Annotated in this window: 15 protein-coding genes; 8 read left to right on the forward strand and 7 right to left on the reverse strand. The window is 70.0% G+C overall.

Annotated elements, in window-relative coordinates; genetic code table 11:
• The first annotated feature begins 105 nt into the window (after window positions 1-105).
• Window positions 106-894, forward strand: coding sequence for an aldo/keto reductase (locus JIN95_RS02170; RefSeq protein WP_095636722.1), 789 nt, complete (start codon window positions 106-108; stop codon window positions 892-894).
• A 22-nt stretch (window positions 895-916) separates the two neighbouring features.
• Here the strand turns inward: JIN95_RS02170 and JIN95_RS02175 are convergent, their stop codons facing one another.
• Together JIN95_RS02175 and JIN95_RS02180 are read right to left on the reverse strand one after the other, a co-directional pair.
• Window positions 917-2,311 carry a PAS domain S-box protein gene (locus tag JIN95_RS02175; protein ID WP_200530386.1) on the reverse strand — a complete coding sequence of 465 codons (1,395 nt, stop codon included), beginning with the start codon at window positions 2,309-2,311 and terminating at the stop codon, window positions 917-919.
• A 58-nt stretch (window positions 2,312-2,369) separates the two neighbouring features.
• A complete protein-coding gene (locus JIN95_RS02180) occupies window positions 2,370-4,262 on the reverse strand; it encodes a S9 family peptidase (RefSeq protein ID WP_200530387.1) in 1,893 nt (630 codons plus the stop codon).
• A 146-nt stretch (window positions 4,263-4,408) separates the two neighbouring features.
• Between JIN95_RS02180 and JIN95_RS02185 the strand changes: the two genes are divergently transcribed.
• Window positions 4,409-5,458, forward strand: coding sequence for a glycosyltransferase family 4 protein (locus tag JIN95_RS02185; RefSeq protein ID WP_200530388.1), 1,050 nt, complete (start codon window positions 4,409-4,411; stop codon window positions 5,456-5,458).
• A 28-nt stretch (window positions 5,459-5,486) separates the two neighbouring features.
• Here the strand turns inward: JIN95_RS02185 and JIN95_RS02190 are convergent, their stop codons facing one another.
• The gene (locus JIN95_RS02190; protein WP_095636307.1) at window positions 5,487-6,116 is read right to left on the reverse strand and encodes a halocyanin domain-containing protein; all 630 of its coding nucleotides are present in this window, start codon (window positions 6,114-6,116) and stop codon (window positions 5,487-5,489) included.
• 783 nt (window positions 6,117-6,899) lie between these two features.
• Between JIN95_RS02190 and JIN95_RS02195 the strand changes: the two genes are divergently transcribed.
• The gene (locus JIN95_RS02195) at window positions 6,900-7,097 is read left to right on the forward strand and encodes a hypothetical protein (RefSeq protein ID WP_200530389.1); all 198 of its coding nucleotides are present in this window, start codon (window positions 6,900-6,902) and stop codon (window positions 7,095-7,097) included.
• 75 nt (window positions 7,098-7,172) lie between these two features.
• Here JIN95_RS02195 and JIN95_RS02200 read toward each other — a convergent pair whose 3' ends face one another.
• The 3 genes from JIN95_RS02200 to polX all read right to left on the reverse strand — a co-directional run bounded on the left by JIN95_RS02200 (window position 7,173) and on the right by polX (window position 10,208).
• Complete coding sequence (locus JIN95_RS02200; RefSeq protein WP_200530390.1) at window positions 7,173-7,817, reverse strand: hypothetical protein; 645 nt, start codon at window positions 7,815-7,817, stop codon at window positions 7,173-7,175.
• 79 nt (window positions 7,818-7,896) lie between these two features.
• Window positions 7,897-8,451, reverse strand: coding sequence for a Mut7-C RNAse domain-containing protein (locus tag JIN95_RS02205; protein WP_200530391.1), 555 nt, complete (start codon window positions 8,449-8,451; stop codon window positions 7,897-7,899).
• Window positions 8,451-10,208: a DNA polymerase/3'-5' exonuclease PolX gene (gene polX, locus JIN95_RS02210; protein WP_200530392.1), complete on the reverse strand. Its 1,758-nt coding sequence runs from the start codon at window positions 10,206-10,208 to the stop codon at window positions 8,451-8,453. The genes JIN95_RS02205 and polX overlap by 1 nt, the downstream gene beginning before the upstream one ends.
• Window positions 10,209-10,892: 684 nt before the next feature.
• Between polX and JIN95_RS02215 the strand changes: the two genes are divergently transcribed.
• The 5 genes from JIN95_RS02215 to metG all read left to right on the forward strand — a co-directional run bounded on the left by JIN95_RS02215 (window position 10,893) and on the right by metG (window position 16,137).
• Window positions 10,893-11,642, forward strand: a complete 750-nt coding sequence (locus tag JIN95_RS02215) for a YIP1 family protein (RefSeq protein WP_200530393.1) — start codon at window positions 10,893-10,895, stop codon at window positions 11,640-11,642.
• A 79-nt stretch (window positions 11,643-11,721) separates the two neighbouring features.
• Entirely contained in the window at window positions 11,722-12,363 is a 642-nt protein-coding gene (gene dcd, locus JIN95_RS02220) for a dCTP deaminase (RefSeq protein ID WP_200530394.1), read from the forward strand.
• A complete protein-coding gene (locus JIN95_RS02225; RefSeq protein WP_200530395.1) occupies window positions 12,360-13,298 on the forward strand; it encodes a thiamine-phosphate synthase family protein in 939 nt (312 codons plus the stop codon). The genes dcd and JIN95_RS02225 overlap by 4 nt, the downstream gene beginning before the upstream one ends.
• 81 nt (window positions 13,299-13,379) lie before the next feature.
• The gene (locus JIN95_RS02230; RefSeq protein ID WP_095636317.1) at window positions 13,380-13,832 is read left to right on the forward strand and encodes a pyridoxamine 5'-phosphate oxidase family protein; all 453 of its coding nucleotides are present in this window, start codon (window positions 13,380-13,382) and stop codon (window positions 13,830-13,832) included.
• Between the two features lie 181 nt (window positions 13,833-14,013).
• Complete coding sequence (gene metG, locus JIN95_RS02235; protein ID WP_200530396.1) at window positions 14,014-16,137, forward strand: methionine--tRNA ligase; 2,124 nt, start codon at window positions 14,014-14,016, stop codon at window positions 16,135-16,137.
• Window positions 16,138-16,166: 29 nt separating this feature from the next.
• On the opposite strand, the gene JIN95_RS02240 is transcribed toward metG, so the two are convergent.
• On the reverse strand, window positions 16,167-16,586 hold the full coding sequence (locus JIN95_RS02240; RefSeq protein WP_200530397.1) for a VOC family protein: 420 nt from the start codon (window positions 16,584-16,586) through the stop codon (window positions 16,167-16,169).
• Between the last annotated feature and the right edge of the window lie 145 nt (window positions 16,587-16,731).

The following is a 16,731-nucleotide window of genomic DNA, read 5'->3' on the forward strand; positions in this document are numbered from 1 at the left end:
CCCCCGCCCGAGACCACCGGGACCGCAAGCGACTTTCGGCTCACGCGACTACCGTGGCGTATGTCACAGGAGTCGCAGTCGTTCGACGTACCGAGCAGCGACGGAATGCCGGCGCTCGGCCTCGGGACGTGGCAGAACGACGACCCGGAGCGGTGCGTCGAGTCCGTGAAGACCGCCCTCGAACTGGGGTACCGCCACGTCGACACGGCCCAGATCTACGGCAACGAGGCCGCCGTCGGCGAAGGGATCGCGGCGGCCGACGTCGACCGCGACGACGTGTTCCTCGCCACGAAGGTGTGGACCGACGAACTCGCGCCCGAGGACGTGGCCGCCTCGACCCGCGAGAGCCTCCAGAAGCTCGACACCGAGTACGTCGACCTGCTGTACGTCCACTGGCCGTCGGGGGCGTACGACCCCGAGGAGACCCTGCCCGCGTTCGCCGAGCTCCGCGACGACGGCCTGATCGACCGGATCGGCGTCTCGAACTTCGAGCCGGAGCACCTCGACGCCGCGACCGACGCGCTCGGCGAGGCGCCGTTCGCGAACCAGGTGGAGTGTCACCCGCTGCTCCGACAGGAGGAGCTCCGCGAGTACGCCGACGCCAACGGCATCGAGCTCGTCGGCTACTCGCCGCTCGCCCGCGGAAACGTCTTCGACGACCCGACCGTCGGCGAGATCGCCGAGAAGCACGGCGTCAGCGCGGCGCAGGTGAGCCTCGCGTGGCTCCGCGAGAAGGGCGTCACCGCGATCCCGAAGGCGACCGGCGAGGACCACCTCCGCGACAACTGGGCGAGCCTCGGACTCGAACTGGACGACGAGGACGTCGCGGCGATCGACGACCTCGGTCGGACCGACCGCCAGCTGAACCCGGACTTCGGCCCGGACTGGGAGTAGGCCCCGGCTAAGTGCCCCCGGCTCAGTCGCCGTTCCGGGGCAGCCTGACCGTGATCTCGTTGCCGCGCTCGGCGCCGGACTCGACCGTGACGGTCCCGCCCGACAGCTCCACGCTCCAGTAGACGAGCCAGAGCCCCAGCCCGCTGCTGTGGTACACGTCGGTCATGTCGTGGTCGCCCCTGAGCACGTCCGCCTCGACCGACGGGATTGGGGAGTGGCTGTCCCGTACGACGATCTCGGCGCCCTCGGGCGTGCGACGGAGCGCGGCGGTCACGGTCGACGGCTCCCCGTCCGCGTGGCGGACCGCGTTCTCTAGCAGCTCGATCACCGCCGACCGCAGCTCCGCGCGCCCGCCGACCGCGACCGCGTCGCGCTCCGCGACCTCGATCGCGGCGTCCGGGTACCGCTCGCGGACGTCCTCGACGCACTCGTCGACCAGCTCGCGGAGCTCGATCCGCTCCGTGTCCTGTCGCTTGGTGATGAGATCGATGATCTCCCGCTCCTTCTCGGCCGTTTCGAGGAGCTGATCGCCGACCCGCCGAATCACCGCAGTGCGATCGGCCGCGTCCGGCACCTCGGCCGCGAGGGTCTCCGCCGTTCCGAGGATGACGTTGAGGTCGTTCCGGAGGTTGTGCCGGAGGAGGTTGTCCATCACGACGAGCTGCCGTTCGCGACGCCGTCGGTCCGTGACGTCCCTGGTGAACCCGGTGATGCGGACGACCTCCCCGTCCTCCGTGATCGGTTCGCCCTGAACCCACACCCAGTGCGCGTAGTTCTCGTCGGGGTTCACTCGGTACTCCATGTCGACGGCGGTGCCCTCGGAGAGCAGCCCCATCGCCTCCTTCACCGCGGGGATATCGTCGGGATGGATCGCGTCGAGGAACGTCCCCGGATCGCCGCGGAGCTCCGAGACGGACCCGCCGTAGACGTCTTCGTAGGCCGGGTTCACGAAGAGCACCTCGGACCAGTCGGCGTCGAACATCCAGAGCACGTCGCTCGAGACGGCCGCGATCTCCCGGAGGTGCGACGCGGTCTCGGCGCGCTGGCGCTCGGCCTCGACGCGGTCGGTGACGTCTCGGGAGCTGACGACGAACCCGTCGAGCGCGGAGTCGGTGAGGTTCGACATCCGGCTCTCCAGCCACACCCACGACCCGTCGGCGGTGCGGTGGCGATACTCCACGGTCACCTCGGCGAACTCGTCGCTCTCGATCGCCCGCCCGAACGCGTGGCGGACCGCGGCGCGCTCGTCGGGGTGAACGTACTCGAAGGCGTTCTCGCCCACGATCTCGTCCGGCGTGAACCCGAGGATCCGTTCCACCGCCCCGCTGGCGTACGTGAACGTCCCGTCCTCGTCTAGGAGAACGATCTTGTCTTGGGTGTGGTCGAGCAGCAGTCCGAGAGCCTCGGACTCGTTCATTCTCTGTACGTCTCGCGTGAGCGTGTATAAAAGTCCGGCCGCCGGCGGTGCCGCCCGATCAGACGTGTTCCGCGAGGAAGTCGACGACCTCGCGATACGCCTCGATGCGGTTCTCCAGCTTCGAGAAGCCGTGTCCCTCGTCGTCGAAGATCAGCTTCCGCACGGGGACGCCCTGCTCGCGCGCCTCCTCGACGATCTGTTCGGCCTCGCCGACGGGCACCCGCGGGTCGTTCGCGCCGTGGAGGACGAACAGCGGCGACTCGATCGCCTCGATGTTGTTGATCGGCGAGATCGACTCCAGGAACTCCCGGTCCTCCTCGAGCGACCCGTACTCGGCCTCGCGGAGTTCGCGGCGCCAGTCGCCGGTGTTCTCCAAGAACGTCACGAAGTTCGCGATGCCGACGACGTCGACGCCGGCGGCCCACAGCTCGGGGTACTCGGTCAGCGCCGCGAGCACCATGAAGCCGCCGTAGGAGCCGCCCATCGCGACGACGCGGTCGGGGTCGACCTCGGGGTGGTCGTGGAGCCACTCGACGCCCGCCCGGACGTCCGCGACCGAGTCCAGTCGCTTCTCCACGTCGTCGAGCGCGGAGTACGCCTTCCCGTACCCGGAGGAGCCGCGCACGTTCGGCTCGAACACGGCGTAGCCGTTGTTCAGCAGGTACTGCTTGACCGAGGCGAAGGAGGGCCGGCGCTGCGACTCGGGGCCGCCGTGGATGTCGACGACCACGGGGTAGCCGTCCTCGGGCGGCTCCGTCTCCGGGACGGAGAAGAACGCGGGGATCTGCCGGCCGTCGAACGTGGGGTAGTGGACCAGCTCCGGCTCGACGAACGTGTCCGGCGGGATGCCGGCGGTCGAGGCCGCGGTCCAGCGCTCCGTCTCGCCCGTCGTCGCGTCGACGACGTACACGTTCGCGTTGTGGGTGCTCCCGGTCGCGGTGATCGCGAAGCGGTCCCCGTCCGGCCCGAAGCTCACGCCGCCGGCGACGCCCTCGGGGAGGTCCGGCGTCGGGTACGGGTCGATCCGGTCCGGCTCCACCAGTTCGCCGACCGCGATCTCGGTGTAGCCGTCGACGTTGCGCGAGTAGACGACGCGCCGGGACTCCTCGTGGACGGCGACGCCGTCGACGTTCCAGCCGTCGTCGCCGCCGGGCTTCGCGGGGGAATCGTCCGCTCCCCCCTCGCGGCCGTCGTCGCCCTCGCCGCCGGCCCCGCTCGCGGGGCCCTCCCCGGACGCGACCACCGAGAACTCGTCGGTCGCGAGGTCGAGCCGCTCCAGACGCAGGGTGTCGCTGTCGCGGTCGGTGACGAGGTACAGCGACTCGCCGTCGGGACCCCACTCCGGGCTGCCGTAGCGCACGTCGCCCTCGTGGGGCGTGTGATGGGTGAGATTCCCGGTGTCCAGTTCGAGGGTGTACACGTCGTGGTCGAACGAGGAGTGCGCCTCGTGGACGATCAGCCGGTCGTCGCTCGGCGACCACCCCGACACCGAGAGCCAGCCGTCCCCCTCGTGGACGAGCTCGGCGTCGTCGCCGGTCGCGTCCCGGTCCTGTACGTACACGTCGAAGACGGCTTCGTCGCGGCGGTTCGAGGCGAACGCGAAGCGGTCGCCCTCGCCGTCCCAGCCGCCCCAGCGGTGCTTCGCCTCCGGACGGTCGGTGAGGTCGGTTATCTCGCCCGACTCGTAGTTGAGCAGGTACAGCTGGGCGCGCTCGTTGCCGCCCTCGTCCATGCCGAAGACTGCCTCCGCGCGTTCCGGGGAGGAGTCGACGAACGAGACCGCCTCCTCGAAGAACGTGTGCTGTTCGGGCCACCCGAGCGGCTCGTCGAGCGACCACACCTGCCCGGTGCCGGTCGTGTTCAACAGGAAGGAGAGCCGGCCGTCGGGGCCGAGGTCCGCCCCGCCGGCGTTTCGGACGTTGAGGTACCGCTCGATGTCGTACCGGTGCATGGGGTTCGATTCCGGGCGCGGTGTGAAACCGTTTCGGGTGGCGGAACGGGCAGTACTCGGCGTCGACGCGCGGTCTGCCCGCTGCGTCCCGCCCCCGCCCGCCGGATGCCGTGTCTTTTTATCCGCCCCAGCCGTCCGGTCGGCGTATGCGCGTCGCGTTCGTCTCGCTTTTCGCCCCCGGGCACGGCGACACGCCGGCCCGGTCGCGGACGCGACGGATCGCCCGCGGGCTCGCCGAGCGCGGCCACGACGTGGTCTGGCTCTGCGCCCGCTGGTGGGGCGGCGACCACGACGCCTTCTCCGAGGAGGGGATCGCGTATCGGTCGGTGACCGCGGAGCCGTCGCCGTCGGCGTTCGCGGCCCGGCTCCCGCTCGCGCTCCGGCGGGTCGACCCCGACGTGGTCCACGCGGTCAACACCCCGCCGACGCCCGGGATCGCGGCGACCATCGGAGGAACCCTCTCGCGGACGCCCGTGATCGTCGACTGGTGGCGCGACCACCCCGCCGACTCCCGCCGGCGGTACCGGCTGCTTGCCCGGCGGGCCGACGCCGTCACGACGCCCTCGCGGACGACCAAGACCCGGGTCCGCGAGCACGGCGCCGCCGGCGAAGACGTGCGGGTGATCCCCGAGAGCATCGACTTCGACCTCGTCGAGTCGGCCGGGGTCGACGACCGGTTCGACGCGGTGTACGCCCGGCGGCTGGACCGCCACGCCAACGTCGAGACGTTCCTGCTCGGGCTCGCGGAGCTCCGCGACCGCGACTGGACCGCCGCCGTCGTCGGCGACGGGCCGGAACGCTCACGGATCGAGTCCATGGCGAGCGACCTCCGGATCGACGACCGGGTGTCGTTCCTCGGCGACCTCCCGCTCCGCGAGCGGGTCGAGCTGTTCAAGGGGACCCACGTCGCGGTGGCGACGGCGACGTGGGAGACGTTCGCGACCGACCTGCTGTGGGCGCTGGCGTGCGGCTGCGTCGCGCTCGTCGAGTACCAGGCGGACTCCAGCGCCCACGAGCTCGTGGAGGGCCGCCGGCGCGGGCGGCTCGTCACGAGCCCGGCCGAGCTCGCGGACGAGTTCGTCGCCGTCGGCGACCTCGACCGGAAGGCCGTCGAGCGCGACTTCGCCGACTACGACCACGACGCGGTGCTCGATCGGGTCGTCGACGCGTACCGCGGGCTCTCGGACGAAGAATAACGGAAAACCCGCGGACCGCGCCGGCCGACTACTCCTCGTCGCGGGTGATCGTGCCGCCGTACTTCATGAAGACGAACGCGAGCCCGAGCGTGCTCACCATCGCGACGAACGTGGCGACGCTGAGCGCGCGGGCGCCCTGCGGGACGAACACGGCGTCGGAGCCGCCGCCACCGCCGGTCGACTCGGTCTCGATGTCCTCGCCGACGGCGAGCCCGCCGTGCATGCCCACGTTGGTGTGGGGGACACAGTGGTAGTGGGTGATACCGACGTCCTCCTCGCTCGTCTCGTACTCGTAGGTGTACCCCTCCTCGCCGACCGGGTCGCCGCTGTCGAGGCTGGCCGGGCCCTCGACGTTCTGGACGTTGTGGTCGCCGCCGGCACCGGTCCACTCGAACGTGACCGTCGTCCCCTCGTCGACCCACAGGAGGGTCGGGTCGAAGGCGAGCCCCTGGTCGCCCCCGCCCACCTCGACGGTGACCTCGTCCTCGCCGCGGGCGTCCTCGTACGACCCGACGTTCCCTTCGGCCCCGCTCGGCCAGACCGGCTGCTCTTCCTGTGCCGCCGCGGTCCCGGTCGTCGCCGCCGCCGCTCCCGCGGCGCCGGCCGCGCCGCCGGCGGTCCGGATGAACCCGCGCCGCGAGACGTCGTCCGTGCTCATACACCCGGGTTCGTGACGGCCTGTAGTGAATATGTTGATCCGAGCGCGGCGTCCTGATCGATAGCGGGAGTGAGTATAGCAAATTGGCTGATCGGTTATTTATAAGTGTGGCTGTGGTGGTGCTGTCGGCTGTTTATAAGTGATCGACGGTGTTGCGGTGAAGACTTGCAAAGCCCCAGTCGCGAGGGCGCCGCACGCTCGCTGCGCGCTTCAGTCGGTCGCTACCGCTCCCTCCTTCCAGTGCTTACGTCGCCTGCGGCGCCCTCGCGACTGCCCCTTTGAATCCCACCGCGCCCCGCACAGCACCGCCGGAAGACGGTCCTGCTCGCTCACTGCGTTCGCTGCGCGGGCTGCGACTTCCGTGCTCCCGCTCGCTCCCTTCGGTCGCTCGCGGGACCGCAGCCTCACACCTCCCCAGCCTCGTCACCGGACTACGTCCGGTTGCAAGCGAGAGCTTCGCTCTCGCCCTGTCGCTGGCGGCTGTCGCCGCCAGCGACTCCCTCGCACGCGCTCCTCACGGCCGCCTTCGGCGGCCGTTCGGAGGCGCGCGCCGACCGCATTGTTCTTTATAAGCGATCGTCGCCGTCGCTCACGGTTCTTTTAAATATTCTCTCGCATCCACTAATCTGCAACACTCACTCCCGCTCCGGATCAGAGGCTCTGTTGAAATCCTATTCTTCAGACATATATTCGCCTGAAACGACTGGTCGGTGAGATCTGCGAATTGAACGGCGAAGGGGATATACACAAGAGGATAGAATTTGCTCAACAGGCAGACAAGATATGAATGAAGATTTATTTGTTCGTGTGGTCGGCGGTATTGGGACGATATCGATTCTACTCGTTTCGGTTACAGTAGGCGCTTTGTTGGGGAATAATCCTGATGAGATGTTTGCTTGGGCAATGATTAGTACAGTCACACTCTCAATAGGTGCGGTTATAATCATCTATCGTTTCGAAGATAAAATAGATTCAATGTAATGGGTGATCGAGAGCATGTACTGAGCGATTGAGGATGCTAAACTGTCAGCTGTTGAGGATTTCAACAAAGCCGGATCAGACCATGTCGCCGCGCACCGACGACCCCTCCTGTTCGGTGCGCTGTCGTTTGAGCACGTCGGCGGCCTCGTTGGCCACGTCCTCGTCGGCGCCGAGCATCCCGAGCGCGGCCGGGAGCGTCGGCATCGCGAGCGAGGCCTCGCGGAGCCGGTCGAACGCCTCCGCGTCGCGGGTGCCGTCGACCCACAGGCAGACGCCGCGCGGGTCGAGCACCTCCTCGTAGGCGTCGCGGGCGAGCGCCCCCTTCAGGCGCTGTCGCACGTTGTCCTCGAAGCTCGCGTTACACACTTCGAGGTGGATCGGCTCGTCCGCGGCGACGAGCTCGGCCGCGAGGCACTTCTCGGGCGCGGCGTACCCGTTGTCGCTCGTCCGGACGCGGTCGGGGTGCGCCTCGGCCCACTCGGCGCGCACGGAGGTGCCGACCCCTTTGACGCCGTACTCGGCCGCGAAGTCCGCGGCGGCCTCCGTGTCGCCGCCCATGATCACGTCCTTGGTGATGTACACGTCGAGCCGCTCGACCGGATCGAGCCCGAGCGCCACGTCGCCGAAGGCCCACACCTCGCGGACGGGGACCGGCATGGTCTCGCGTTCGACGCGGTCGACGAGGGTCTCCAGCCGGGCGACGGCCTGCTCGCGGTCCATTGCGAGCCCGTAGGCGGGTCGCGGGCAAACCGGTTTCGCTCGGCGGCGCGGTCGGGGGTGGCCGGCGGTAGCCGAGAGATCAGACCGCGTCGAGCCGCGCGGCGACCGACTCCCAGTGGCTCCCCTTCCAGAACCAGCGCCCGCAGTCGCGACAGCGCCACGCGGGGCGGACGTCGGCGTCGCGCTCGGAGGCGCCGGCCGCCGCCGCCCCCACGTCGTCGGGGACGTACTCCGGGGGGTCCGGGTCGCCCGTGTCCGGGTCCGAATCCGGGACGCGCTCGACGGGCCCGTTGCAGGCGCCGCAGCGCGTCGGCTCGTCGGCGAGTTCGACGGGGTACCCGGCGTCGGCGACCTCGCGCAGCTGGTCGAGCACGTCGCGCTCCGCGAGGAGGACGGCGTCGGTCCCGTCGCCGCGCTCGGCGCGCGCCGCGAGCTCGCGGTCACGGGTGATCAGGGTCCGGTCCTCGGCGGCCGCGACCGACAGGAGCCGGTCGTCGTCCTCGATCTCACGATCGAGCGCGTAGGCGGCGTCGTAGCCGCACATCCGGAGGTAGGTCGCGAGCGTGCCGCACATCACGTCGAGGAGGACGCGCGGGGGCGATTCGTCGTCGCCGGCCGACCCGTCGGTCGGCATCAGCCGTCGAGGAACGCCCGGATCTCCCCGGCCGAACGCGCGTTGAGCACGTCCGCCGTCTCGGCCCAGCCGCGCCGCGCGGTGTGGACCCCGTACCGGGCGTTGTCGAGCTCGCGGGGCGCGTGCGCGTCGGTGTCGACCGCGATCGCGGCGCCCGCGTCGATCGCGGCCCGGACCATGTCGCCGTCGGCGTCGAGCCGGGCCGGGTTCGCGTTCACCTCGATCGCGGTGCCGGCGGCCGCGGCGGCCTCGACGACGGCTTCGATGTCCGGCGCGATCCCCGGCCGGCTGTTGATGATCCGGCCGGTCGGGTGACCCAGGACGTCGACGTGCGGGTGTTCGACCGCCCGGATCAGCCGCTCCGTGGCGGCGTCGGAGTCCTGTCCCAGCGCGGAGTGCGGCGAGGCGACGACGATATCGAGGTCGGCGAGCGTCTCGTCGTCGGTGGTGATCGCCCCCTCGGCGTCGATGTTGGCCTCGACCCCGTGGAGGACCTCGACGTCCGCCGCCGCCTCCTCCGCCGCCTCCGCGACCGCCTCGGCCTGCTCCGCGATCTCGGCCTCGTCGAGCCCGGTGTTCCCGAAGATTCCCGGTCCGGCGGCGTGGTCGGTGACCGCGTGCACGTCGTAGCCGCGCTCCGCGGCCGCCTCGATCATCTCCGCGATCGAGAACCCGCCGTCCGACCAGTCGGTGTGGGTGTGGAGGTCGCCGCGGATCTCGTCTGTCTCGACGAGGTCGGGGAGGTCGCCGTCCGCGGCCGCCGCGACCTCGCCGTTGTCCTCGCGGAGCTCGGGCGGGACGGGCTCCATGTCGAGCGCCTCGTAGACGCCGTCCTCGGTCGCGCCTGCGACGCGCTCGCCGACGCGCTGGCCGGCGTCGGGGTCGTCGACGTCGGAGATGTCAAACAGGCCGTACTCGTTGAGCTTCAGGCTGCGGTCGATCGCGCGGTTGCGCACCGCGACGTTGTGGGCGCGCGAGCCGGTGAAGTACTGGAGCGCGGCCCCGAACTCGTCGCCGTCGACGACCCGGAGGTCCACCCGGGTGCCGCTCGCGCGGACGCTCGCCTTCCCGGTGCCGGCCTCGATCGTCGCGTCCGCCTCGGGCCAGTCGGTGAACGCCTCGATCACCGGCTCGCGGGTGTCGCTGGCGACGAGAAGATCGACGTCGCCGATGGTGTCCTTCCAGCGCCGGATGGAGCCGCACACCTCGGCCGACGCGACGGCGTCGAGGTCGCCGAGGTACGACAGCGCGGCGTCCGCGACGGGGCGGGCGTCGCCGAGGCGGGTGCGCTTCCGGGCCTCGCGCGCGAACGGGATGTTGTCGAGGATGTTCTCCTCGGTCTTCGCGCCGAAGCCGGAGACCTCGCGGATCTCGCCCGCCTCGGCTGCTTCCTCCAGTTCGTCGAGTGTGGTAACCCCCAGCGCCTCGTAGAGGCTCCCGACCGTCTTCGGGCCGACGCCCTCGACCGCGGTCAGCGCCTCGATGTCGGCCGGCAGCTCCGAGCGGAGCGCTTCCAGCTCCTCGATCGCGCCGGTCTCGAAGTACTCGACGATCTTCGCGGCGATCGCGTCGCCGACGCGGTCGATCTCGGCGACCGCGTCCTCGCCCTCGCCGGCGAGGTTCTCGATCGGCGCGGTGTGCTCGCGGACGTTCTCCGCGGCGCGGCGGTAGGCGGTCGGCTTGTACTCGACGCCCGTCGCTTCGAGCCGGTCGGCGAACTCCTCTAAGAGACCGGCGACCTCGTCGTTGCGGCTCATTTGGTAGGGGTTCGGGCGGACGGTACTAATAACTGAGAGCGATCGCGACGAATCGGTTGGCCGTTTATAAGTGCTTGACTGCCGATCGACGACGAACATTTCCAAAGCCCCAGCCGCTCGGCCGTACGACGACGTGGTTGCTTATAAATCGCTGATTGACGCGGGTGAGACCTCCAAAGCCCCAGCCGCTCGGCCGTACGCTGTTTATAAGGTCAGATCGAACACAAACACCTCCAAAGCCCCAGCCGCGGGTCGGGCGCACGCTCGCTGTCGTTCGAGACGCCGAAGGCGTCTCGTGATGACGAAACGGCTCCGCCGTTTCGAACCACGCTCCTCGTCACTCGCGTTGCTCGTTCCTGCGGTGCTTGCGTCGTCATCAGAACGCGAAGCGTTCTGATTGGCTCACGAGAGCTCTGCTCTCGTGAACGCCTGCGCCCGCCTCGCGGCTGCCCCTTTGAGTCCCGCCCGACCGCAACCGCACAGCACCTCACACCTCCCCAGCCTCGTCGGTCGCCTCCGCTTCGCTCCGGCGACCGACTCCCTCGCGCGTGCTCCTCGCGGCCGCCTTCGGCGGGACGCTCGGAGGCACGCGCCACCGCAGTGTTCGTTTATAACGAGTCGCAGTCACCCGTCTGAAGCGATCGACGGACAAGACACTTGTCGGAGCTCACTGATCCCCCGCGTATGCCCTCCCCGCTCGCCCTCCCCGCCAGACTCGTCGGTGGCCTCCTCGATCGCTCCCGCGCCGGCTTCCGTCAGCTCGACACGGGCGGGCACGCGCTCACCGTCGGCGTCGTCGTCCTCGTCACGGTCGCGACGGCCGTCGGCGTCGTCGCGCTCGGCGCCGCCTTCGACGCGACGATCGACCGCGAGGTGACGGTCGACAACCCCGACCGCCCGCCGGAGGCGACCTGCGAGGCGTTCGGCGAGGACGACGGCTCGCTCGTCGCCGAGCGGTGCGACGAGCCGGAGCGGGTCGATGTCGACGTCGGCGAGGAGCTTCGGAGTGCGGCGGACGGCTACGTCGGCTACGCGCTGATCGGCGTGCCGATCTGGTGGGCGGTCTTCGCGCTCGCGCTCCACGGCGGGGCGCGCCTCGCGGGGGGATCGGGGTCGGTCGGCGACTCGTTCGCCATCGCTGCGTGGGCGATCGCCGCGGAACTGCCCCGGCTGGTCGCCGGCCTCGCCGCGATCTGGTACGGGCTCGCGACGACGACGGTTCAGGGGACAACGATGGAGGCGATCGCGAACGAGCTCGTCGCGGCGATCTCGGCGATGCAGGGGCCGCTCCTGGCTGCCTCCGCGGTCGTGATCGCGGTCCAGTGGGTCGTGGTCGTCGGCGGGCTGGAGGCGTACCACGACCTCGATCGGGGGGTCGCCGGTGCGGTCGCGGGCGGCTTCGCGGTGCTCGGGTTCCTGATCGCGGCAGTGTGACGGTCGGTGACGCTCCGGCTCGCGTTTGACCGTCCGCGGATTCGGGAGTTTTTAAGCCGGTCGGGGCCCCTCTCCCGACATGATCCTCTCGGACGCGGACATCCTCGACCGGCTCGCGGACGGGGACCTGGTGGTCGAGCCGCTCGACGACGTCGACCAGCAGGTCCAGCCCGCGAGCGTCGACCTGCGGCTCGGCGAGCGATTCTTAGAGTTCCAGCGCACGAACATCCCCTGTATCCATCCCACGGAAGCCGACGAGGTCGGCGAGTACGTCACGGAGACGACCGTTCCCGAGGGCGAGGAGTTCATCCTGCACCCGGGCGACTTCGTGCTCGGGACGACCACGGAGCGCGTCGAGATCCCGCCGGACCTGCTCGCGACGGTGCAGGGCCGGTCGTCGCTCGGACGGCTCGCGATCGTCATCCACGCCACCGCGGGGATCGTCGATCCGGGGTACAAAGGGCAGATCACGCTCGAGCTGTCGAACCTCGGCACCGCGCCCGTCGCGCTCACGCCCGGGATGCGCGTCTCGCAGCTCATCTTCACGGAGCTCAAGTCGCCCGCGAACCGGCCCTACGGGGTCGAGCGCGGCTCGAAGTACCAGGACCAGGACGGCCCGCAGGCCTCCCGGATCGGCTCCGATCCGGAGTTCGACGCGGCCGGCGCGAAGGGGGACGAGACGAAGGGAGACGCGGCCGACGCGAAGGGGGACGACGCATGAAGTTCATCGAGGAGGTCGTCGTCGACGAGTTCCTCCCGACGGTGCGCTCGATGCTGGCGGAGGACCTCCGCGACCGCGGGTTCACCCAGCGCGAGGTCGCCGACGCGCTCGGCATCTCCCAGTCGGCCGTCTCGAAGTACGCCCACGGCGACGTGGCCCGCCACGACCGGATCGTCGCCGACGAGCGCGTCCGCGAGCTCGTCGAGCGCGTGGGCGAGGGGCTCGCGGCGAGGGAGATGACCCCGGTTGCGGCGCTCGTCGAGATCGAGGTGCTGATCCGGCGGCTGGAGGAGGGAGACCTCCTCGCGGACCTCCACGAGGAGGCGATGCCCGCGCTCGCCGACGCGGAGGTGGAGTTCTCGGTCCACGACCCCGACAGCGGGCTCCGCGAGCGCGAGCGCGTCCTCTCCTCGGTCCGGCGCGGGCTCCGCACCCTGACGAACGCCTCCGGCTTCGCCGGGCTCATCCCGAACGTCGGCGCCAACGTCGCCGAGTGCCTCGACGGCGCGCGGACGATCGACGACGTGGCGGCCGTGCCCGGGCGCCTCGTCGACGTGAAGGGGCAGGCGATGGTCCCTGGCGAGCCCGAGTTCGGCGTGAGCGAGCACGTCGCGACGGTCCTGCTCGCCGCGCGCGAGGCCGGCGCGACCGCTCGCGGCGCCGTGAACATCCGGTACGATCCCGACACCGTCGCGGCGCTCGCGGAGTCGCATCCGACCGTGGAGTTCGACCCCGAGGCCCCGACCCGCGAGGCGGTCGCCGACGCGGTCTCCGAGGCGGGCGCGGCCGACCTCCGGGACGCGGAGCGCTCGGGCGACGACGCCGACGGGACCCTCGTGCTCTACCAGACGGGCGCGGTCGGCGTCGAGCCGATCGTCTACGTGCTCGCGCCCACCGCGGCCGACGCGGCGCGGGTCGTCCGAGCGATCGTGTGAGAGACGCGCCGGAGCGACGCGCTTCCCTTCCGCCCGCGGTCCGTGGCGGACCTTCATTATCGTGCCCGTCCAATCGCGCGTATGACTGGTCCCGACGCGGTTCGGATGGGAGACGACGAGCGCGACGAGTTCCTCGGGCGGTCGGGAACGGGAGTGCTCTCCCTGTCGACGGGCGCCGACGACTCACCGCACTCGGTCCCGGTTTCGTACGGGTACGACCCGGTCGAGGCGGTGTTTTACTTCCGACTCGCCGTCGGAGCCGGCAGCGAGAAGGCGGACCCCACGGATCGCGGCGTCACGTTCGTCACCTACGGGGAACGCGACGGCCGGTGGATGAGCGTTGTGGGGAGCGGTCGGCTGGTGTCGACGACGGACGAGTCCATCTCCGCGGAGTCGCTCGCGGGGCTCGAACGGACGGGACGGATACCGATAGTCGACGTCTTCGGCGAGCCGACGAGCCAGGTGGAGTTCGAGCTCTACCGGCTCGATCCGGACCGGATCACCGGTCGCGTCGAACGACCGATGGACCCCTGAGGGGCGCCTCGGCACCGTCGCCGAGGAGTCGCGTAGAAGACCGCGTCGCTGATCGGCGGCGGTTTCCCGCGGGCCCGGCCGACCCGTCTCGATCCGGCCCATCTCGATCCGGCCCGTCTCGATCTCACCCGGAAATCAGGGGGCTTTAGACCCGATCGACCGACACACGACATACACACACATGAGCCACGACGACTTCCCCACCGACGATCCGGCGGTGGTGACCTGTGGACTGCCGTACGCCAACGGCGACCTCCACATCGGTCACCTCCGCACCTACGTCGGCGGCGACGTGTACCGGCGCGCGCTCGAACGACTCGGTCAGGAGACCGCGTTCGTCTCCGGCTCCGACATGCACGGCACCCCCGTCGCGGTCAACGCCGAGCAGGAGGGGGTCTCCCCCGAAGAGTTCGCGCTCGACTGGCACGAGCGGTACGCCGCGACGTTCCCGAAGTTCAACGTCGAGTTCGACAACTACGGGCACACCCACGACGAGACGAACACGGAGCTCACTCAGGAGCTGGTGCGCGACCTCGACGAGGCCGGCCACCTCTACGAGAAGGAGATCATGGTCGCGTACGACCCCGTCGACGACCAGTACCTGCCGGACCGGTACGTCGAGGGGACCTGCCCGTACTGCGGCGCGCACGCCCGCGGCGACGAGTGCGACGAGGGGTGCCAGCGCCACCTCGAACCCGGCGAGGTCGAGGACCCCGAGTCGACGATCACGGGCAACCCCGCGGAGTACCGCGAGCGCACCCACAAGTTCTTCGAGGTCTCGGCGTTCGCCGAGTACCTCTCCGACTTCCTCGACCGGCTGGAGGGGACCTCGAACGCCCGGAACCAGCCCCGCGAGTGGATCGAGCAGGGGCTCCAGGACTGGTGTATCACGCGGGACATGGACTGGGGTGTGGAGTATCCCGGCGAGAACCCGCAGGACCTCGTCTTATACGTCTGGGTCGACGCGCCGATCGAGTACATCGCCTCGACGAAGCAGTACTCCGAGCGCGTCGGCGCCGACGCCTTCGACTGGGAGGCGGCCTGGAAAGAGGGCGCGAGCGACGCCCACCCCGAGGGCGGCGAGATCGTTCACGTGATCGGCCGCGACATCATCCAGCACCACACGATCTTCTGGCCCGCAATGTTAGAGGCGACCGGCCACGCCGAGCCCCGCGCCGTGATGGCGAGCGGCTTCGTCACCCTCGGCGGCAAGGGGTTCTCGACGAGCCGCGACCGCGCGGTCTGGGCCGACGAGTACCTCGACGAGGGGTTCCACCCGGACCCGCTGCGCTACTACCTCGCGACCAACGGCGGGTTCCAGCAGGACGTGGACTTCTCGTGGGAGAAGTTCCGCGACCGCGTCAACACCGAACTGGTGGGGACCGTCGGGAACTTCCTCTACCGATCCCTCCTCTTCGCCCACCGAAACTACGACGACGCGCCGATCTCGGACGCGACGAGCGAGGAGGTCGACGAGCGGATCGAGGAGGCGATCGCCGACTTCGAGGCCGCCGTCAACGACTACTCCGTGCGCGCGGTCGGCGACGCTGTCACCGACCTCGCCCGGTTCGGCAACGAGTACATCCAGCGGAGCGAGCCGTGGAACCTGGTGGACGACGACCCCGAGGAGGCCGAACAGGTCATCCACGACTGCGTCGCGATCGCGAAGGCGATCGCGGTCCTGTTCGAGCCGATCGCGCCCGAGAAGGCCGAGCGCCTCTGGGACCAGCTCGGCGAGGACGGTTCGGTCCACGAGGCCACCGTCGAGGCGGCCCGCGAGGGCCCCGCCGGCGACCTCGCGGAGCCGACGGAGCTGTTCGAGCAGATCGAAGACGAGCGCGTCGAGGCGCTCAACGAGAAGCTCGAAGCGCGCGTCGCCGACGCGGAGGACGACGGCGACGACGGTGAGAATGGCGACGAGAGCGACGACGAGACCGACACCACAGACGACACCGACGACATGACCGACATCGAACCCCTCAGCGACGACCGAATCAGCTTCGACGACTTCCAGGAACTGGACATCCGGATCGGCCGGATCGAGGAGGCGGAGGGCATCGAGGGCGCCGACGACCTCCTGAAGCTCGGCGTCGACCTCGGCGCCGAGACCCGGACGATCGTCGCGGGGCTCAAGCAGCTCCACGATGTCGACGAGCTGCCCGGCACGAAGGTCGTCGTGCTCGCGAACATGGAGAAGGCCGAGCTGTTCGGCGTCGAGTCGAACGGGATGGTGCTGGCCGCCGGCGAGGAGGCCGACCTCCTCACGACCTACGAGGACGCCGGGCCGGGCACGAAGGTGAAGTGAGACCGTAGTCGTCGCCGACTCCGCACCTCTCAGGCGTCGAGCACTTCGATCAGGTTCCCCTCCGGGTCCCTGACGAACAGGATCGTCGTCCCGCTCTCGGTGGTCCGCGGCGGGCTCAGCGTCTCAACGTCGTCGTCGAGGCCGTCGTAGAACGCCTCGACGTCGTCGACCGACAGCCCGAGGTGCGTCGCGCCGGCGCGGTTCAGTTCCGGGTCGGCGTCCCCGTCGCCCGCGGGGTCGTATTCGACGAGCTCGACGCGGGCCCCGTCGGCGTCGAGGTGCGCGAACGCGGCCGACGCGCCCTCGACGGCGACCGCTTCGGCGAAGGCCTCGCCGCCGACGGCAAACTCTGAGAGGGGGTCGAGGTCGAACGTCTCGGTGTAGAAGTCGACGGCGCGGTCGAGGTCGGCGACGGTGATCCCGACGTGGTGCGCGGTTGGGTCGGACACGCTCGGTGGATCGGCGGTCGGCGAGAAAACGGTGTCGACCCCGTACGTGAAGCGTACCCGCGTGGTCGACTCCGGACCGACGGTGAACACCGCCAAAGCCCTAGCCGCTCGGCTGTACATGAGCGATGACTCGGCAGGGAACATC

The organism is Halorubrum sp. LN27 (assembly GCF_016635065.1).
Lineage (GTDB): Archaea > Halobacteriota > Halobacteria > Halobacteriales > Haloferacaceae > Halorubrum > Halorubrum salipaludis.